Origin of the sequence: Streptomyces sp. NPDC097107, assembly GCF_044762405.1 — a bacterium.
Lineage (GTDB): Bacteria > Actinomycetota > Actinomycetes > Streptomycetales > Streptomycetaceae > Streptomyces > Streptomyces thinghirensis.
Genome location: NZ_JBIWEF010000009.1, coordinates 320,969 through 336,061, shown reverse-complemented (window position 1 = coordinate 336,061; position 15,093 = coordinate 320,969). Strand labels below are relative to the sequence as shown.

The 15,093-nt window shown below is 72.5% G+C and carries 14 protein-coding genes; 3 read left to right on the top strand and 11 right to left on the bottom strand.

Annotation, left to right across the window (positions count from 1 at the left end):
- Positions 1 to 2: 2 nt before the first annotated feature.
- Entirely contained in the window at positions 3 to 494 is a 492-nt protein-coding gene (locus tag ACIQ1J_RS23390; RefSeq protein ID WP_403559563.1) for an MSMEG_6728 family protein, read from the top strand.
- 1 nt (position 495) lies between these two features.
- Here ACIQ1J_RS23390 and ACIQ1J_RS23385 read toward each other — a convergent pair whose 3' ends face one another.
- Positions 496 to 1,245, bottom strand: coding sequence for a hypothetical protein (locus tag ACIQ1J_RS23385; RefSeq protein ID WP_403559560.1), 750 nt, complete (start codon positions 1,243 to 1,245; stop codon positions 496 to 498).
- 215 nt (positions 1,246 to 1,460) lie between these two features.
- Here ACIQ1J_RS23385 and ACIQ1J_RS23380 point away from each other — a divergent pair, with 215 nt between their 5' ends.
- Complete coding sequence (locus ACIQ1J_RS23380; protein WP_403559557.1) at positions 1,461 to 2,516, top strand: DMT family transporter; 1,056 nt, start codon at positions 1,461 to 1,463, stop codon at positions 2,514 to 2,516.
- Between the two features lie 10 nt (positions 2,517 to 2,526).
- Here ACIQ1J_RS23380 and ACIQ1J_RS23375 read toward each other — a convergent pair whose 3' ends face one another.
- The 7 genes from ACIQ1J_RS23375 to ACIQ1J_RS23345 all read right to left on the bottom strand — a co-directional run bounded on the left by ACIQ1J_RS23375 (position 2,527) and on the right by ACIQ1J_RS23345 (position 10,649).
- On the bottom strand, positions 2,527 to 3,864 hold the full coding sequence (locus tag ACIQ1J_RS23375; RefSeq protein WP_403559554.1) for a lipase family protein: 1,338 nt from the start codon (positions 3,862 to 3,864) through the stop codon (positions 2,527 to 2,529).
- Positions 3,865 to 4,075: 211 nt separating this feature from the next.
- Positions 4,076 to 4,687 (bottom strand): exonuclease domain-containing protein, encoded by a 612-nt coding sequence (locus tag ACIQ1J_RS23370; RefSeq protein ID WP_403559552.1) that lies wholly within the window; start codon positions 4,685 to 4,687, stop codon positions 4,076 to 4,078.
- A gap of 61 nt (positions 4,688 to 4,748) precedes the next feature.
- Positions 4,749 to 6,818, bottom strand: coding sequence for an iron ABC transporter permease (locus ACIQ1J_RS23365; RefSeq protein ID WP_403559549.1), 2,070 nt, complete (start codon positions 6,816 to 6,818; stop codon positions 4,749 to 4,751).
- Positions 6,819 to 6,825: 7 nt separating this feature from the next.
- Positions 6,826 to 7,809 (bottom strand): ABC transporter substrate-binding protein, encoded by a 984-nt coding sequence (locus ACIQ1J_RS23360; protein WP_403559546.1) that lies wholly within the window; start codon positions 7,807 to 7,809, stop codon positions 6,826 to 6,828.
- The gene (cdtA, locus tag ACIQ1J_RS23355; protein WP_403559543.1) at positions 7,806 to 8,669 is read right to left on the bottom strand and encodes a siderophore ABC transporter ATP-binding protein CdtA; all 864 of its coding nucleotides are present in this window, start codon (positions 8,667 to 8,669) and stop codon (positions 7,806 to 7,808) included. The genes ACIQ1J_RS23360 and cdtA overlap by 4 nt, the downstream gene beginning before the upstream one ends.
- A 103-nt stretch (positions 8,670 to 8,772) precedes the next feature.
- The gene (locus ACIQ1J_RS23350) at positions 8,773 to 9,336 is read right to left on the bottom strand and encodes an MSMEG_1061 family FMN-dependent PPOX-type flavoprotein (RefSeq protein ID WP_403559540.1); all 564 of its coding nucleotides are present in this window, start codon (positions 9,334 to 9,336) and stop codon (positions 8,773 to 8,775) included.
- Between the two features lie 134 nt (positions 9,337 to 9,470).
- Complete coding sequence (locus tag ACIQ1J_RS23345) at positions 9,471 to 10,649, bottom strand: spore photoproduct lyase family protein (protein WP_403559538.1); 1,179 nt, start codon at positions 10,647 to 10,649, stop codon at positions 9,471 to 9,473.
- Positions 10,650 to 10,821: 172 nt separating this feature from the next.
- On the opposite strand from ACIQ1J_RS23345, the gene ACIQ1J_RS23340 reads away from it, so the two are divergent.
- Positions 10,822 to 11,007, top strand: coding sequence for a hypothetical protein (locus ACIQ1J_RS23340; RefSeq protein WP_337306530.1), 186 nt, complete (start codon positions 10,822 to 10,824; stop codon positions 11,005 to 11,007).
- A 22-nt stretch (positions 11,008 to 11,029) separates the two neighbouring features.
- On the opposite strand, the gene ACIQ1J_RS23335 is transcribed toward ACIQ1J_RS23340, so the two are convergent.
- From ACIQ1J_RS23335 to ACIQ1J_RS23325, 3 genes are all read right to left on the bottom strand, one after another.
- A complete protein-coding gene (locus tag ACIQ1J_RS23335; RefSeq protein WP_403559535.1) occupies positions 11,030 to 11,821 on the bottom strand; it encodes an SAM-dependent methyltransferase in 792 nt (263 codons plus the stop codon).
- A gap of 136 nt (positions 11,822 to 11,957) precedes the next feature.
- A complete protein-coding gene (locus ACIQ1J_RS23330; RefSeq protein ID WP_403559532.1) occupies positions 11,958 to 12,599 on the bottom strand; it encodes a sugar O-acetyltransferase in 642 nt (213 codons plus the stop codon).
- Between the two features lie 191 nt (positions 12,600 to 12,790).
- Positions 12,791 to 14,830, bottom strand: a complete 2,040-nt coding sequence (locus ACIQ1J_RS23325) for an RICIN domain-containing protein (RefSeq protein ID WP_403559529.1) — start codon at positions 14,828 to 14,830, stop codon at positions 12,791 to 12,793.
- Positions 14,831 to 15,093: the final 263 nt, after the last annotated feature.

Genomic DNA, 15,093 nt, shown 5'->3' with positions numbered 1-15,093 from the left:
GCATGCAGACCTTCCTCCCCCACCCCGGCTTCCGGGAGTCGGCGCTGGCCCTGGACCGCCGCCGACTGGGCAAACAGCGGGTCGAGGCGCTCCAGGTACTGCGCGGTCTGACCGTGCCCGGCTACGGCTGGCGCCGGCATCCGGCGGTGCGGATGTGGACGGGCTACGAGGAGGCGCTGGTCCGGTACGGCCTGGAGGTCTGCCGGGTCTGGCGCGAGCAGGGCCACCAGGACAGCTGCGCCGCCTCGCTCGTCGCCGGGCTCGCCGCGAGCCGCCCGCACGAGCCGGTACGGGACCAGCCGGAGCTGGCGGACGCCGGGGAACTGCCGCCCTGGCTCGGGGACGACGCCTTCCACCGCAGCCACCGGTCGGCGCTGGTGCGCAAGGAGCCGGAGGTGTACGCCGAGCTGTTTCCCGGGACCCCGGACGACCTGCCCTATGTGTGGCCGGCCTCGGACCGGGAGCGCGGGGAGGCGGGGAGCGGCGCCCCGTAGGTCAGGCCTGCTGCTCGCCGGCCAGTTCCTTCAGGTCGACTGTCTGGTCGGCCGGCGGCTGTTCGGGGCTCACCGGCTTGTTGTAGTCGCTGAAGGTGACGCTGCCCGGGTTCTTGCCGCCCTCGGTCGTGGTCTTCAGAATGTACGGCTCGCCCTCCGTGGCGACGTACAGGGCGAGGGTCTCCCCGGCCGAGCCCTTCTTCGTGAGCTTCAGGGCCTCCTCGCCGTCCACCTCCGTCGTGTCACCGCGCTTCATGCCCTGGCGCTCGGACTTGTCCTCGTCCATGGCGGAGATGAAGCCCTGCTTGTCGCAGACACCGGTGGTCGTGGCGTCGTTCGCCGGCATCTTCACCCACTTGTCCTGGAGCTCGGGCGCCATCTTCCGCGCCGCGTCGGGCTGCTGCTTCAGGGCGTTCTGCCAGTACTGCTCGTCGCCGCGCAGGTAGAGGCTCGCCTCGGTGTGCCGCACGTCGGCCGTGGACTCTCCGGTGCCGATGGTGCCCTGGCAGTTCTTCTCCTGGTCGACCGAGACGTCGATGCTGACGGTGCTGCCGTCCTCCAGACGGTTGTCGCCCTTCACGTGCATGGACTTGGCCTGCCGCGTGGCCTCGACCGCCTTCGCGGCGATGTCGTCGGCGCTCTGCCCCTCGAACGGCTTGCTCTCGCCACCGGAATCGCCGCCGCAGCCGGCCAGTAAGGCGACCGAGACGCTCGCGGTCGCCACAGCGGTTGCCACTTTGCTGGTGCGCACTGGAAGCCCCTTCACATGTCTGTTCATGACTGTCAAATCCCTTGCTTTCCCGATGTGTTGGCACCGGGAGCTTCCGACTACCCCGGATTCCTGTGACATGCACGTGATGGAGAAGCCGTGATGCCCGTGTGAGGGCCCTCAACGGCGATTGGTCCCCGATGGTGCCCGTCGAGTGGACCCCGTGACGGACCGCCGTGCTTTCTAGCGTCGTGGTCATGAACGCCACCACCACGCGCGGGGCCCTGCTCGCCGCGTTCGCCTGTGCCCTCGTCGGAGGGTCCTTCACCGCCAACAGCCTGCTCGGCGACTACCCGTACGCGGGCGGCCAGTTCCTGCGCTACGGCCTGGCCTTCCTGCTTCTCGTCCCGCTCGCGGGTCCCGGCGTGACGACCCGGCTGCGCACGCTCGGGGCCGGCCGGTGGCTGCGCCTGGCGCTGCTCGCCGCCGTCGGCATGGTCGGCTTCAACCTGGCCGTCCTCGCCGCGGAACGCACGGCGGAACCGGCGGTCCCCGGCGTCTTCGTGGGCTGCGCGCCCGTGGTGGTCGCCGTCCTCGTCCCCCTCCTGGACGGGCGCCGGCCACAGCGCGTCGTGCTGTACGGGGCGCTGTTCGTGGCCGTGGGCGCCTTCACGGTCCAGGGGTGGGGGCGCACCGACGGGGCGGGCATCGCCTTCTCCGTGTGCGCCCTGGTGGGGGAGGTCGGTTTCGCCGTCCTCGCGGTGCCCGTACTGCGGCCCCTGGGCCCTCGCCTGCTGTCCACCGTGGTGTGCGGTGCGGCCGCCGTCGAGTCGGCGTCGGCGGGTGTCCTGGCGGACGGCGGCGGATGGCTGCGGCGGCCGGACGCGGTCGAGGCCGGCGCGCTCCTGTGGCAGGCGGCGGTGGTCACCGTCGTCGGGTTCGTGTGCTGGTACATGGGCATGCGGCGGATCGGGGCGGAGCGCGCCACGCTGTTCTCCGGCCTGATCCCGGTCGCCGCCGCCTGCACGGCACCGCTCGTCGGCACGGGCTCCTACGGTGTCGCGCAGGCCGTGGGCAGCGCCCTGGTCTGCGCCGGGGTCGCCGTGGGGTCGGGCGCCGCGTCGCTGAGGTTCGCCCGCCGGGGCCGCGTGCCGGGGGGCGCGTCAGTGGACCTCGGAGCGCTCCATGGAGAAGCTGTAGAGGACCTTCGAGGCGTTGATGAACTCCCCGACGATCACCGTGACGGCGCCGGCGCCGGCGCCGTCGGCGTACGGCGGGGCCCGGCGGACATCCGCCGGGGCCCCGGTGGGTGACCGTCAGGGCTCAGGGCTGTACGGGCATGCTCCAGCAGTTGGAGCCGGCCGGCTTCCCCGAGAGGCGGTCGGTGAGCCAGGAGATGGCCTTGCCCTGGTCGGCGAGCAGCGGGGCGAAGTGGTTGAGCAGGCCACTGCCGACGCCGGGCAGCAGGACCGCGTCGTAGGTGACCTTCGCGCCCTTGCGGCACCAGTCGACGGCCAGTCGGCGGGACTGCTCGTGGGGGACCAGGTCGTCGCTGACGCCGGTGGCCACGCGCACCGGACTGCCGGGTTTCAGCGAGCCGATGCGCTGTTCGGCCAGGAAGGCCTGCAGCGTCGGTTCGGCCCGGATGATGTCGCTGATCGACTGCCCGGTCTCCGTCCAGCCGGTGCTGCTGTCGCCTCCGTACCCGAACAGCGCGTCGCCGACGCACATGGTCGACAGGTCCTTGAGCGCCTCCTCGCCGGCCGTGCTGATGTACCGGTCGGCGATGGGCCGCAGGGCCGGCTCGGTCTGCAGGAAGCCGTTGAGCGACCAGCCCAGCGCGCCCGCCAGGTCGCCGCCGTCGATGGCCGCGGTCACCTCGGTCAGGTCGGCGGGCGGAGCGCCGGCGTAGGTGCCCGCCAGTTCCACGTCCGGGGCGTAGGACGGCTGGAGCTCGGCCGCGGCGGCCGTGGCCCCGCCGCCCTGGCTGTATCCGAAGAGGCCGACCCGTGAGTCGGGGGTGACCGACGCCGAGTCGAGGGAGCGTGCGGCGCGTACGGCGTCCAGTACGGCGTGGGCTCCGTCGACGCGGTTGACGTAGGTGTGCAGCCGGTCGGTGGTGCCGAGGCCGACGTAGTCGGTGACGACGACCGCGACACCGCGCAGCAGCAGCCGGTAGATCGACAGGTCCTCGTAACCCACCGACACCGTCTCGCCGTTGAGCAGCAGCGGGTGCTCCAGGGCCATCGATGCGGCGCACTGGTCGCCCTGGCCCATGGTGCCGGGTGCCACGGCGACCAGGGGTCGCGGTCCGCCGCCGCGCCACTTCGCGGCCGGCTCGATGTAGGCGCCGGTCACGGCGACCGGTTCGCCGTTCGCGTCGGTGGACTTGTACATCAGCCGGGTCGCCCGCCCCGGAAGGGGGCCGTCGAGGCTGGGCAGGCTCAGCGCGAGGCGCAGCGGTTCGCTGCGCACCAGCGCGCCGTCGGCGCCGGGCAGTGTGGACGGCGGGGTGTAGAAGGCGGGTATCTCGACGCCGCGGGACACCTCCGTGACCGCGTCGGTGGCCGATCCGTCGGCAGCGGCGGCCGGGACGGCCTGCGCACCGAGGGCGAGCGCGACCGTGACGGCCGCGGCGAGCGTGCGTGGGCGTGGGGGCATGGCGAACCTCCTGGGGGAAGGGCCGGAACCGGTCGTCCGCGGTCCGGTGGGAGAGGGCCGTGGTCGCGCTGCTCCTGCGGGGTGACGGGACCGTAACCGGCCTGGGGTTACCACGGGTAGCGCCCTGCTCATTACGGTTCAGTAACTTGACGGGCTGTCTAACAACGGTCACGCCGCCAACCGGGACGCGGCCGGCTTCTCGACGGGAACGTCAGGGCCCGCCACGCCCTCCGGCAGCGGGCCAGACGCCCAGGTCGGCCAGCCGGAGCACCAGCGCCGCGATGTTCCAGGCGTCGTCCACGCCCCGGTGGTGCCGCCCCTCCAGCGGCAGCCCGGCGAGTTCCAGAGCCCGCGCCATGCCGGGCCCCCGGCGCAGCCCGTGGGCGTCGGCGAAGACCGCCTTGGCGTTGGTGTGCGTGCGCTCGGGAGGGTGGCCGAAGGGATGGGGGACTCCGTCCGCGGCGCACTGGCGGACGAACTGGCGCCGGTCGTAGCCGCCCCAGCTCGCCCAGGGCCAAAGGCCCGCGCCGTGCTCCCGCACCAGCGTGGCGCAGGCCTGGGCGAATCTCACGCCCCGGTCGGCCTCGGCCTGGGTGATGCCGGTGAGTTCGGTGCAGTACGCGCTGACCCGGGAGCGGGCGGGCCGCACCAGGACGCGGTGCCGGCTCACGCGCTCCCGGGCGTCGAGGTCGACCACGGCGAGCCCGATCTCGATGACCTCGCTCACCGCGCCGGGCGGCGGCTGCCCCTGCCGGCAGGTGGCCTCCAGGTCGATGACGTTCAGCAGGCCCTCGCGGCCCCCGTCCGCGGTGCGTCGCTCCATCCCGGAACCGTACGACGGCACACGATCGGCCTCACCCGGTTTCCGGCCCGGGGGGAGGCACCTACCGGCGGCTGCGCACCAGCAGATACAGGAAGTACGGCGTACCGATGACCGCCGTCATGAGCCCCGCGCCGAGCTGCGCCGGCGCGATCACCGTGCGGCCGATGAGGTCGGCCGCGCAGACGAGCGTGGCGCCGAGGAGCAGTGCGACGGGCACGACCCGCACGTGCCGCCGGCCCACGAGGGCGCGGGCCGCGTGCGGGGCCACGAGCCCGACGAAGCCGATGGTGCCCGCGCAGGCCACGGCCGTCGAACTGAGCACGACGCTGAGCACGAGGAACCCGAGGCGTCCCGGACCCAGCGCAAGGCCCAGCAGCCGGGGCGTGTCCTCGTCCAGCGAGATCAGGTCCAGTTCGGTGCGCCGGGCGACCGCCACACCGATGCCCACGGTCAGCGCCAGCGCGACCGGCACGATGTCCGGCATGGTCCGCCCGTAGGTGGAACCCGACAGCCAGGTCAGCGCCTTCGTGGCGTTGAACGGGTCGGTGAGCACGATCAGCAGGCTGATCAGCGCGGTCGTCGCGGCGGCGACACCGATGCCGACGAGGACCAGCCGGTTCTGCCGGAAGCCGCCCCGGGCGGCGAGCCCGAAGACGAGGACCGCGGTGACGGCGGAGCCCCCGAAAGCGGCACCGGCGACCCCCCACGTCCCGGCGACCGGCGCGGTGGTCACCAGGACCACGGCACCCAGCGCGCCACCGCCGGAGACACCCAGGACACTGGGTTCCGCGAGCGGGTTGCGGGTCACCGCCTGCACCAGCGTGCCGGCCAGGGCGAGCGCCGCACCCGCGCAGAGCGCGGCGAGCACCCGGGGCACCCGCGTGTCCAGGACGAAGGAGACGGTCCGCCCGGCCCGCCCCTGCGCCCAGTTGACGACGTCACCGAGCAGCAGTTTGCTGTCGCCGACCAGCACGGCGGCGATCACGAGACCGACCAGGACGGCGGCCAGGACCGCCACGGTGGCCAGGAACACCGTCCGGCTCGGGATGCGCAACCGGTCGGGCGCCCCGGCCCCGGCCGGGTCCTTCAGCCGCAGCGCCATGACGACCAGGAACACGGCGCCGACCAGGCTGGTGACGACGCCCGTGGGGACGGCCACCGAGAGGTCGTCCGCGACGAAGGTCCGCAGCAGCACGTCCGAACCGAGGACCAGGGCAGCGCCGGTGAGCGCCGCCGCGAGCATGGCCGTACGGGACCGTGCGAAGCCGCGGAACCGGCGGGCGAGCGGGCGGACGAGGGCGGGTGCGCACAGGCCGACGAATCCGATCGGCCCGGCGAGCGTGACCGCGGCGGCGGACAGCAGCGCCGCCAGGACCACGACCGTGACCCGGGTGGCCCGGACCGGGACGCCCAGGCCGCGCGCGGCGTCGTCGCCGAGCGCGAGCGCGTCCACCCGACGGGCCGTCAGCAGCAGTCCGACGAGCCCGACCAGGGCGATGGGCAGCATCTGCAGGACGCCGTCGAAGCCGTTCTGGGCGATGCTGCCCTGGTTCCACTGGTAGAGGCCGTCCGTCTGCTCGGGGAAGAGCAGCAGCAGTCCCTCCGTCATGGAGTTGAAGCCCAGCATCAGAGCCGTACCGGCGAGCACCAGCCGGACGGTGCCCGTGCCGAGCCCGGACAGGCCGAGCACGACGGCCGCCGCCGCCAGGCCGCCGGCGAAGGCGACGCCGGAGGAGGCGATCATCGGGAGCGAGACGCCGGTGGCGCCGACCAGCCCGAGCGCCAGGTAGGAACCCGCGTTCACGGCCAGGGTGTCGGGGGACGCCAGCACGTTGCGGCTGACCGCCTGGAGCACGGCACCGGCCGTGCCGAGGACGGCACCGACCAGCAGCCCCGCGGCCATCCGGGGCAGCCGGGACGCGACCACGACGGACGCGTCGTCCGGATCGGCCTGCCCGGTCAGGGCCTTGAACACCTCGGTGGGTCCCACGGCGGCGGTGCCCTGGGTGATGTCGACGACGGCCAGGACGGCGACCAGCAGGACGAGTCCGGCCGTCACCGCGGCCGCACCCGACCGGGACGTGGGAGCCGTCGACGGACGGGCAGCGGGTTTGGTTGCGGTGACGGCCATGGCCTCGCTACTTCGTCAGCGCGCCGACGACGGCGTCGATGTACGCCTCCATCGACCCGGGGCCACCGAACATCCAGATGCCGTCGTCCAGCCGGTGCACGTCGCCGGCCTTCACGAACGGCAGGGACTTCCACACCGAGTTCTCGGCCAGCGCTCCGGTGAACGGGGTGGCGTTCGGGTCGTCGTCGTTGCCGATGTAGGCGAAGTGGGTGTCCTTCGGCAGGGCGGTCAGGCCCTCGACGTCGGTGGAGCCGAGACCGTAGGCCTCGTCGCCCTTCACCTTCCAGGCGTTCTTCAGACCGATCGCCTCGTTGACCTCACCGATGAGGGAGGTCGCGGTGTAGGGGCGGATCGAGACCTGGTTGGAGGCCACGTAGCCGTCGGCGAAGGCGATCTGCCGGCCGGCCGTCTTGGCGTCGGCCAGGGCCTTCTTGCCCTCGGCGACCTTCGCCTCGAAGTCGGTGCGGATCGTCTTCGCCTTGTCCGTGGTGCCGGTGGCCTTGGCGATGAGGTCGATGTTGTCGAGCATCTGCCCGATCTGGTCGGTGCCGTCGGCGGACTTCACCTCCAGCACCGGGGCGACCTCGCGCAGCTGCTTCACGGCGGCGGGCGGCAGGTCCGTGGTGGCGACGATGAGATCGGGGGAGAGGGAGGCGACGGTGTCCATGCTCGGCTCGCCGCGGGTGCCGATGTCCTTGGGCTCGTTCTTCAGCGGGACCGAGGTGTCCCACGTCTTGTAGCCCTTGACGTCCGCGACGCCGACCGGGTCGACACCCAGCGAGACGAGGCTCTCGACGGCGTTCCACTCGGTGGCGACGACCTTGGTGGCCGGGCCGTCGAGCTTCACCTCGGTGCCCTTGCCGTCCTTGAGCGTGATGGCCTCGGAGGCCTTCTTCTCGGTCTTGTCGGCGGCGGGCTCGGTGGTGCCGCAGGCGGCGAGGGTGAGCGCCGCGGCGGTGGTGGCGGCCGCGGTGAGCAGGAGGCGTCTCATGAGGTGGTGCCGAGCCTTTCGGGGGTTCGTATGTGGTGGCGGCCGATCGGGCGGGTGCGCAGTCGGCCGGTCAGGGGGTCGGTGTCGACGTCGATCCGGATGCCGTAGACGGCACTGAGGCGTTCCGGCGTCAGCACGTCCTCCGGCGGGCCGTCGGCGACGACGCGGCCCGCTTCGAGAAGCGTGATCCGGTCGGCGACGGCCGCGGCCTGGTCGAGGTCGTGCAGGACGACACCGACGGCGATGCCGTGGTCGTCGGCCAGGTCGCGGATGAGGTCGAGGAGTTCGATCTGGTAGCGCAGGTCGAGGTAGGTCGTCGGTTCGTCCAGGAGCAGTACGCCGGTCTCCTGGGCGAGGCAGCTCGCGAGCCACACCCGCTGCAACTGCCCGCCGGACAGGTGGTCGGCGCCGCGGTCGGCGAGGCCGTCGACGCCGGTGAGCGCGAGCGCCCGGACGACGGCGGCCGGGCCGTCCGGATCAGGCCGCCCCCAGCGGCCCCGGTACGGATAGCGGCCGAACTCGACGACGTCCCGCACGGTCAGCCCGCCGGGAGTCGGACGCCCCTGCGTCAGCAGGGCCACGTACCGCGAGAACTCACGGGACGTCAGCGCCAGGCCGTCGGTGTCCCCGTCGATCCTGAGCGTGGCACTGCGGGCACGCTGGAGCCGGGCGACGGTCCGCAGCAGCGTCGACTTGCCGCTGCCGTTCGGGCCCACCAGGACGGTCACTTCGCCGGGCCTGAGCCGGACCTCCGCGTCGTGCACGACATCGACACCGTCGTACGCCACGGTCACACCGGTCGCCGACAGTTCATGACCGCGCAGGCGCGGGGTGCCGGCTGCGTCTTCACCAGATCTCACGTGGCGAAGGTTAGCCTAACCTAAAAACCCCTGGTAGAGACGGGGCTCACACAGCCCCGGCGGCGACCGTGGCGCCCCGTTCGCCGCCGGCCGGGCGACCGGCTCAACTCACTTGCCACGACTGGGGTTTCCACAGCCCCGCCCGGTTCAGGGACTGCGGGCAGTGAAGGTAGATCTCGTCGATCTCCAGAAGCAGGGCGAGGTCCGGACGCCGCCCGTCCCGTGCCATCGCGTCGAAGAAGGGGGCGTCGGTGAGGATGCGGGCCCGGCCGTTGATCCGCAGCACCTCCTTGCCGCCGGGGATCAGGTAGAGCAGTCCGGCGTGCGGATTGTCGAGAATGTTGTGGAAGCTGTCTCCCCGCCGGTTCCCCGCCCGGTCCGGCAGGGCGAGGGCGCCGGGTGAGAGGACGTGCGTGAAGCCCGGCGCGTCACCGCGCGGCGAGACGTCACAGCCGCCCTCGGCGTCGGAGGTGGCCAGCAGGCAGAAGGGGGAGCGGGCCAGTATGTCCCGGTCCTCGTCCGTGAGCCGGTCGTGGACCTTGTTTATGACGAGGGGCCAGGGCTCGCCCAGCAGCTCGCGCAGTTCCGTGCGCGAGCCGAGCTCGACCCAGCCCTCCTCGGTGACGGCGTCCGGTCGTTCGCCGGTCGCGTCGATCGTGTGCGGCAAGGCCGGCTCCCCAGGTGTCTGCGTGCCGGAAGTGTGGCCTTCCGGCGGATGGCTGCACCCGGCACGTTATCCGACGTCAGGTCCGCCTTACCCGGCGCCCGGAGCGACGCGGAGCGCGGCTGGGCGGTGCGGCCTCAGAAGGCGTACCGGACGCGCAGCCAGGGCGCGTGGGCGGCGACGAGCGCCCGGAGCCGCTCCACCGCCCCGGCCTTGACGCCGTTCCGGTAGCGCACGTTGAGCGCGCCGTTCTCCGAGCGCTTGGCCTGCTGGAGCTCGGGCCGCCACAGCACCTCCTCGGCGCGCGGGTGCCAGCCGAGGTTGACCTCGTGCAGTTCCCGGTTGTGGGTCAGCATGATCACCTCGGCGGCGGCCTGTCGCTTGACCCGGTCCGGCAGGACGTCGTCGAGGTGCCGCAAAAGCTCCGCCCAGGCCTCCTCCCAGCCCGGCCGCACCACCACGGGGGAGAGGTTGAAGTGCACCTCGTAACCGGCGTCCAGGAAGTCGCCGGCCGCGGCGATGCGCTCGGCCACCGGCGAGGTGCGCACGTCCAGCAGCCGGGAGTCGTCCGGCGGCATCACGGAGAAGCGGATCCGGGTCCGGCCGCGCGGGTCGAGGGCGAGCAGGTCGGGATTGACGAACTTGGTGGCGAAGGATGCCTTGGCCGTCGGCCACTGCCGGAAGGCGTGCACCAGGTCCGCGGTGTTGTCGCAGATCAGGGCGTCCACCGAGCAGTCGCCGTTCTCGCCGACGTCGTAGACCCACGCTTCGGGGTCGCACTGGTTCGGCTCGGGCTTGGGCCCCTGCCGCGCGATGTGCCGGCCGAGGTGGGCGATGATCCGGTCGATGTTCGTGAAGACGGTGACGGGGTTGGCATAGCCCTTGCGGCGCGGCACGTAGCAGTAGGCGCAGGCCATGGCGCAGCCGTTGGAGGCGCCGGGGGCGATCCAGTCAGCGGAACGGCCGTTGGGGCGGGTGGCCGGCGTCTTCCTCTCGCCCAGGACCAGCGTCTCGCCCTTGACCCGCACCCAGCGCTCGACGTTGCCCTCGTTGCCGTGCAGGCCGGGGACGCGCCAGTGGGAGTCCACCTCGACCACACGGGCCTTCGGGAACCGGGCGATCACCTGCCGGCCGCGCGGAGAGGCCGCCGCCGCCGGCTCGGCGTGGATCTCGCGTACGGGCAGCAGGCGGCGGGCGGCGGCGGAGTCCCGGAAGAGCGGTCCGGCGGGCGGCGCGTCCGGCAAACCGGGCGTCAGGGCGCCGAGGCCGAACAGCGTGCCGGAGCCGTCGTCCGGTGCGGTGGACGGGTCGTGCATGGGTGCTCCGGTGGGGGCGGGTGCGTAACGGACCGCTCTCGGCCTCGGTGCGCCGCGGACGGTCCCGGTCCCCTCCACTGTACGAAGCGCGTGGTGCCTTCCGCGGTGTCACGCCTCCGGTCGGGGGCATACGCGTGACACGGCACCGGCCCGGTGCCGCCGATCCGAAGGGATGTACACCGTGCTCGCCATCATCGCGGCGGTTCTGTTCCTCATCGCGTGGCTGATCAACGCGGCGGAGATCTCGACCAACGACATCTTCACCGCTACCAACGTCATGCTCATCGGCCTCGCCCTGCTGGCCCTGCACGTCGCCGGGATCGGCAGCGGCTGGGCGACGCGCGGGCGGCGCCGCTGAGCCCTCGCGCGCCCGCCCGTCGTCAGCGGATCCGCGCCACGCCCGCGTAGATGCCGCTCTCCTCCGGCGCGGGCGGTTGTCCGCCCTCGCCGTACCACTCGGTGGCCGTGACCAGGCCGGGCGCCAGCAGATCCAGTCCGTCGAAGAAGCGGGCCACCTCCGCCCGGGTACGGAAGCCGAGCCGGATGCCGCCCTTGGCGTACTGGGCGATCACCTGCTCGGCGAGCTCCGGGAAGAGGTCGATCGCGGCGTGCGAGAGGACCAGGTGACTGCCTGACGGGAGGGTCTCGACCAGGCCGCGGACGATGCCGTGGGCGTCCTGTTCGTCCGGAACGAAGTGCATCAGGGCGATGAGCGACAGCGCGACGGGCCGGTCGAAGTCCAGGATCTCGCGCGCGTGCCGCACGATCTCGTCCGGCTCGCGGACATCGGCCTGGACGTAGTCCGTGGCCCCCTCGGGACTGCTGACCAGCAGGGCCTCCGCGTGCCGCAGGACGATCGGGTCGTTGTCGGCGTAGACGACCCTGGCCGTCGGCACCGCCCGCTGGACGATCTGGTGGAGGTTGGGCTCGGTCGGGATGCCCGTGCCGATGTCCAGGAACTGGTCGACGCCCTGCGCGGCGAGGTGGGCCACCGCACGGTTCATGAACGCGCGGTTCTGCCGTGCCGCGGCCCGCGCCTCGGGCGGCAGTGTCTCGCCCACCGCCTCGTCGACGGGGTAGTTGTCCTTGCCGCCCAGCAGCCAGTCGTAGACACGCGCGGGGTGGGCCCGGCCGGTGTCGATCCGGGGAGGCCGGGAATGGTCCGTCGTCATGGCAGGCTCCGTGGTCCGGGAGGTGACACTCCACCGCAGTTTCCGATCATCGTACGGCCCCGCGTTTCCTACCATGTGCGGGGCGGGCGGCGGGAGTTGCCGAGTACTCCGGGATCACCCGACGGTTGTCCCGCGATCACTCGGAGCTGTGGCCCAGGGCGCGGGGCGGACGGTAGGTCCACTCCCGGTCCGCGTCCGTGATCTCGCGTATCACCCGTGCCGGGGTCCCGGCGACGACCACCATGGGCGGCACGTGCGCCGTCACCACGCTGCCCGCGCCGACCACCGAGCCGCGGCCGACGGTGACCCCCGGCATGATCAGCGCGCCGGCCCCGATCCACACGTCGTCCTCGATGCGCACCGGCGCCGAGAACTGCGTCCCGTCCCTGCGCAGGTCCGGGTGGACGGGATGCCCGGTGGTGCTGATGGTCACGTGTGGGGCGAACATCACCCGGTTCCCGACGCAGACCTCGACGTCGTCGACGAGGGTGAGGCCGAAGTTGACGTACACGTCGTCGCCCAGGTGCACACGATTGCCGTAGGCCACGTGCAGCGGCGGCTCGATCCACACCCCCGCGCCCACGGAGGCGAGCAGCTCCTTCAGGAGCGCTCCGCGGCCCTCCTCGTCCCGGGCACCGGTCCGGTTGTAGGCGTCGGCCAGCTCCTTGCCCCGCAACCGCTCCTCCGCCAGGCCCCCCAGTCCCGGCGCGCCGTCGGAGTAGAGCTCCTGCGCCGCCATCCGGCGGCGGACGTCGAGCTCGCGAGGGTCGCTGGTCATGCCGTCTCCTTCTGTCTGTGTGTGGGGGACGGGCTGTGCGGGGTCGGTCTGCACGGGGTACGTCGGTATCGGTATGGGGTCCGTCGGTATGGGGTCCGTCGGTACGGGGTCCGTCGGTACGGGGCGGGGCCGCGGCCCCGCCCCGTACCGCGGGTGGACGCGGGCGGGGCCGTTCGGTCAAGAGGGGGGCGTCAGCCGGCGGACACGTCCGTCACCGTCCAGCGCTGGTTGGCGCCGGAGTTGGGCGGCCACGTCGTGACGGCCGCGCCCTCGTGCGTTGCCTGGCCGCCGACCTCGAGCAGGCGCCCGGTGGCCGCGTTGACCAGCGTCCAGGTGCCGTCGCCGGTGGTCGACATGATCCACTCGGCGGCCTTGTCACGCCTGCCGGTGTCGGGTTCGGCCACCGGGACGTCGTCGCGTACGGCCAGCCGCGTGCCGTCCGCCGGGTTGGTGAAGACATGGCGGTCGCGCACCCCGCTGTCGTGGCGCACCGCGCTGAGCCGCCACTGCTGGGCGCTGGTTGCGGCCCCTGTGCCGAGGACCAGGCCGGTGCCGTTGCCCGCGACGGTGACGGCCTTGCCGCTCTGCACGCCGGTCAGCGTGTACGTGTGGCCCTCGCGCAGCAGGGCGGCGTCCTTCGCGACGCCGGAGACGCCCTTGATCTCGAAGGAGGTCACGGACTGCGCGGGCACGGTGAAGGTGGCCGCGCGGTCGGTCACCCTGATCGGGGCCTGCTGTTCGAGCTTGCCGTCGGCGCTGGTCACGACCGGGGTGACGGTGGCGTCCCGGCGCACTTGGCGGAACTTCGACAGGTCGACGGTGACCGTGCGGGCCTCGGCGGTGCGGTTGACGTGGACGAGCGAGGCGCCCTTGCCGTCGCGGGTGACGGCGGCGGCGCTGCAGGTGTCGTCCGTCTTGATCAGCCGGTCGCCGGGCTGGATGAAGTGGGTGAAGTTGCGGGCGGTGTCGAACTTGGTGTTGGTCCGGATCGGGCAGGTGTCGAGGGTGTCCTCGGCGGTGCAGCTGAACGGGAGCTGGATGCTGCCCCAGTTGCCGCCCCCGGCGGACTCGCCGCCCGGTTTCATGTTGTCGTAGTCCTCGACCGGCTGCCAGAACACCCAGGCGCGCGGCTCCAGTTCCCGCAGGTCGTCGACGATCTGCTGGGCGAGGCCGAGGCCGGGCCGCATGTCCTCGAAGTCCTGGCCGTCGCCCCAGTCGCCGCCGACCTCGCTCATCCACAGGGGTTTGTCCGCGGCCTTGGCCAGGTCCCGCACGGTGGTGCGCTGCCCGGTGCCGTAGGTGTGGACGTTCATCTGGTCGACGAGGTCGCGGCCGGCCTGGGAGTAGGCGTTCCAGTTCGTCGCGAAGGTGCCGGGATTGGTCTCGTCCATCGCCGAGATGCCCGCCTTGACCTCCGCCTTCTTCAGCGCGGGGGCGAGTGCCCGGAGGACCTCGCGCTGGAGCCCGGGGCCCATGTGCGCCCCCTCCTGCCGGCCGCCGACGGGTTCGCCGTCCGCGCCCAGCCGCGTGCCCCAGTAGGGGGTGTTGGGCTCGTTGAACGGGTCGACGGTGTCGACCCTGATGCCCTCGGCCTTCTCCAGGCGCCTCGTCGCACCGGCCACGTAGGCGGCGAAGTCGTCGACCGACTCGGTTTTGAGCTGGTCGGCGGAGGAGTCGAAGCCACCGGAGACGTAGCCGCTGACGGTCATGAACCAGGGCGGGGAGTTGCTGAACGTCTCCCAGTGGTCGATGTCGTCCTTGATGCGCTCGACCCACCAGCGCTGGGTCGCGTCGGCGTCCTCGTTCCAGTCGGCCGGGTCGTCGGCGCTCCACCAGCCGGTGTCCTCGCGGGTGGTGCCCGCGGGCGCCTTCCACCAGCCCTCGACGGCGCCGCCGGCGCGCAGGTAGTCCTTCACGTCCGGCGCGTTGCCGCCGCCGATGTTGTAGCGGGCGATGTTCAGCCCCAGGCCGTCGTCGCCGAAGAGGAGCCGTGCCAGCTTCTCGCGGATCTCGGGCGGGTAGTCGCCGGTGGCGTTGGCGAACCAGACCAGACTGGTGCCCCACCCCTCGAACGCCTCCTGCTGGTAGGAGGGGTCGGGCCGCACGGTGACGGAGGCGGCGGCCGCGGCCGGTCCGGCCTGGGCGGGAACGCTGATCAGGGCGGCCCCTGTGGCCAGGGCGGTCAGTGCGGCGGCCCCGAGAGGGCGTCTGCTGCGGGTACGGCGTGCCATCGTGTGCTCCCGACTGGAAGGTATGGTCGCTCACCTTGTTTGCGTAAACATCGAGCGTCGCCTGAGGGTGCTCTCGCTGTCAGGGGTGCGGTTGATGTTTACGTAAACATCAATGGCCGCATGTCTACCCTGCCCCGAGGGCGACGGTCAAGGGCCCGTCGGGGAGCGACCGCGCGCCGGGCCGGCGGAGGACTGCCGCGCACGGGGAGTGCTGATGACAGAGACGCGCGTCCACTTCCGGTCCACGGCGTGCGGCGCGGGAG

What these genes read in the sequence shown, in the direction of transcription:
- ACIQ1J_RS23390 (WP_403559563.1), top strand. Translation starts at nt 3, where the DNA reads ATGCAGACCTTCCTCCCCCACCCCGGCTTCCGGGAGTCGGCGCTGGCC.
- ACIQ1J_RS23380 (WP_403559557.1), top strand. Translation starts at nt 1,461, where the DNA reads ATGAACGCCACCACCACGCGCGGGGCCCTGCTCGCCGCGTTCGCCTGT.
- ACIQ1J_RS23375 (WP_403559554.1), bottom strand. Translation starts at nt 3,864, where the DNA reads ATGCCCCCACGCCCACGCACGCTCGCCGCGGCCGTCACGGTCGCGCTC.
- ACIQ1J_RS23370 (WP_403559552.1), bottom strand. Translation starts at nt 4,687, where the DNA reads ATGGAGCGACGCACCGCGGACGGGGGCCGCGAGGGCCTGCTGAACGTC.
- ACIQ1J_RS23365 (WP_403559549.1), bottom strand. Translation starts at nt 6,818, where the DNA reads ATGGCCGTCACCGCAACCAAACCCGCTGCCCGTCCGTCGACGGCTCCC.
- ACIQ1J_RS23360 (WP_403559546.1), bottom strand. Translation starts at nt 7,809, where the DNA reads ATGAGACGCCTCCTGCTCACCGCGGCCGCCACCACCGCCGCGGCGCTC.
- ACIQ1J_RS23345 (WP_403559538.1), bottom strand. Translation starts at nt 10,649, where the DNA reads ATGCACGACCCGTCCACCGCACCGGACGACGGCTCCGGCACGCTGTTC.
- ACIQ1J_RS23340 (WP_337306530.1), top strand. Translation starts at nt 10,822, where the DNA reads ATGTACACCGTGCTCGCCATCATCGCGGCGGTTCTGTTCCTCATCGCG.
- ACIQ1J_RS23335 (WP_403559535.1), bottom strand. Translation starts at nt 11,821, where the DNA reads ATGACGACGGACCATTCCCGGCCTCCCCGGATCGACACCGGCCGGGCC.
- ACIQ1J_RS23330 (WP_403559532.1), bottom strand. Translation starts at nt 12,599, where the DNA reads ATGACCAGCGACCCTCGCGAGCTCGACGTCCGCCGCCGGATGGCGGCG.
- ACIQ1J_RS23325 (WP_403559529.1), bottom strand. Translation starts at nt 14,830, where the DNA reads ATGGCACGCCGTACCCGCAGCAGACGCCCTCTCGGGGCCGCCGCACTG.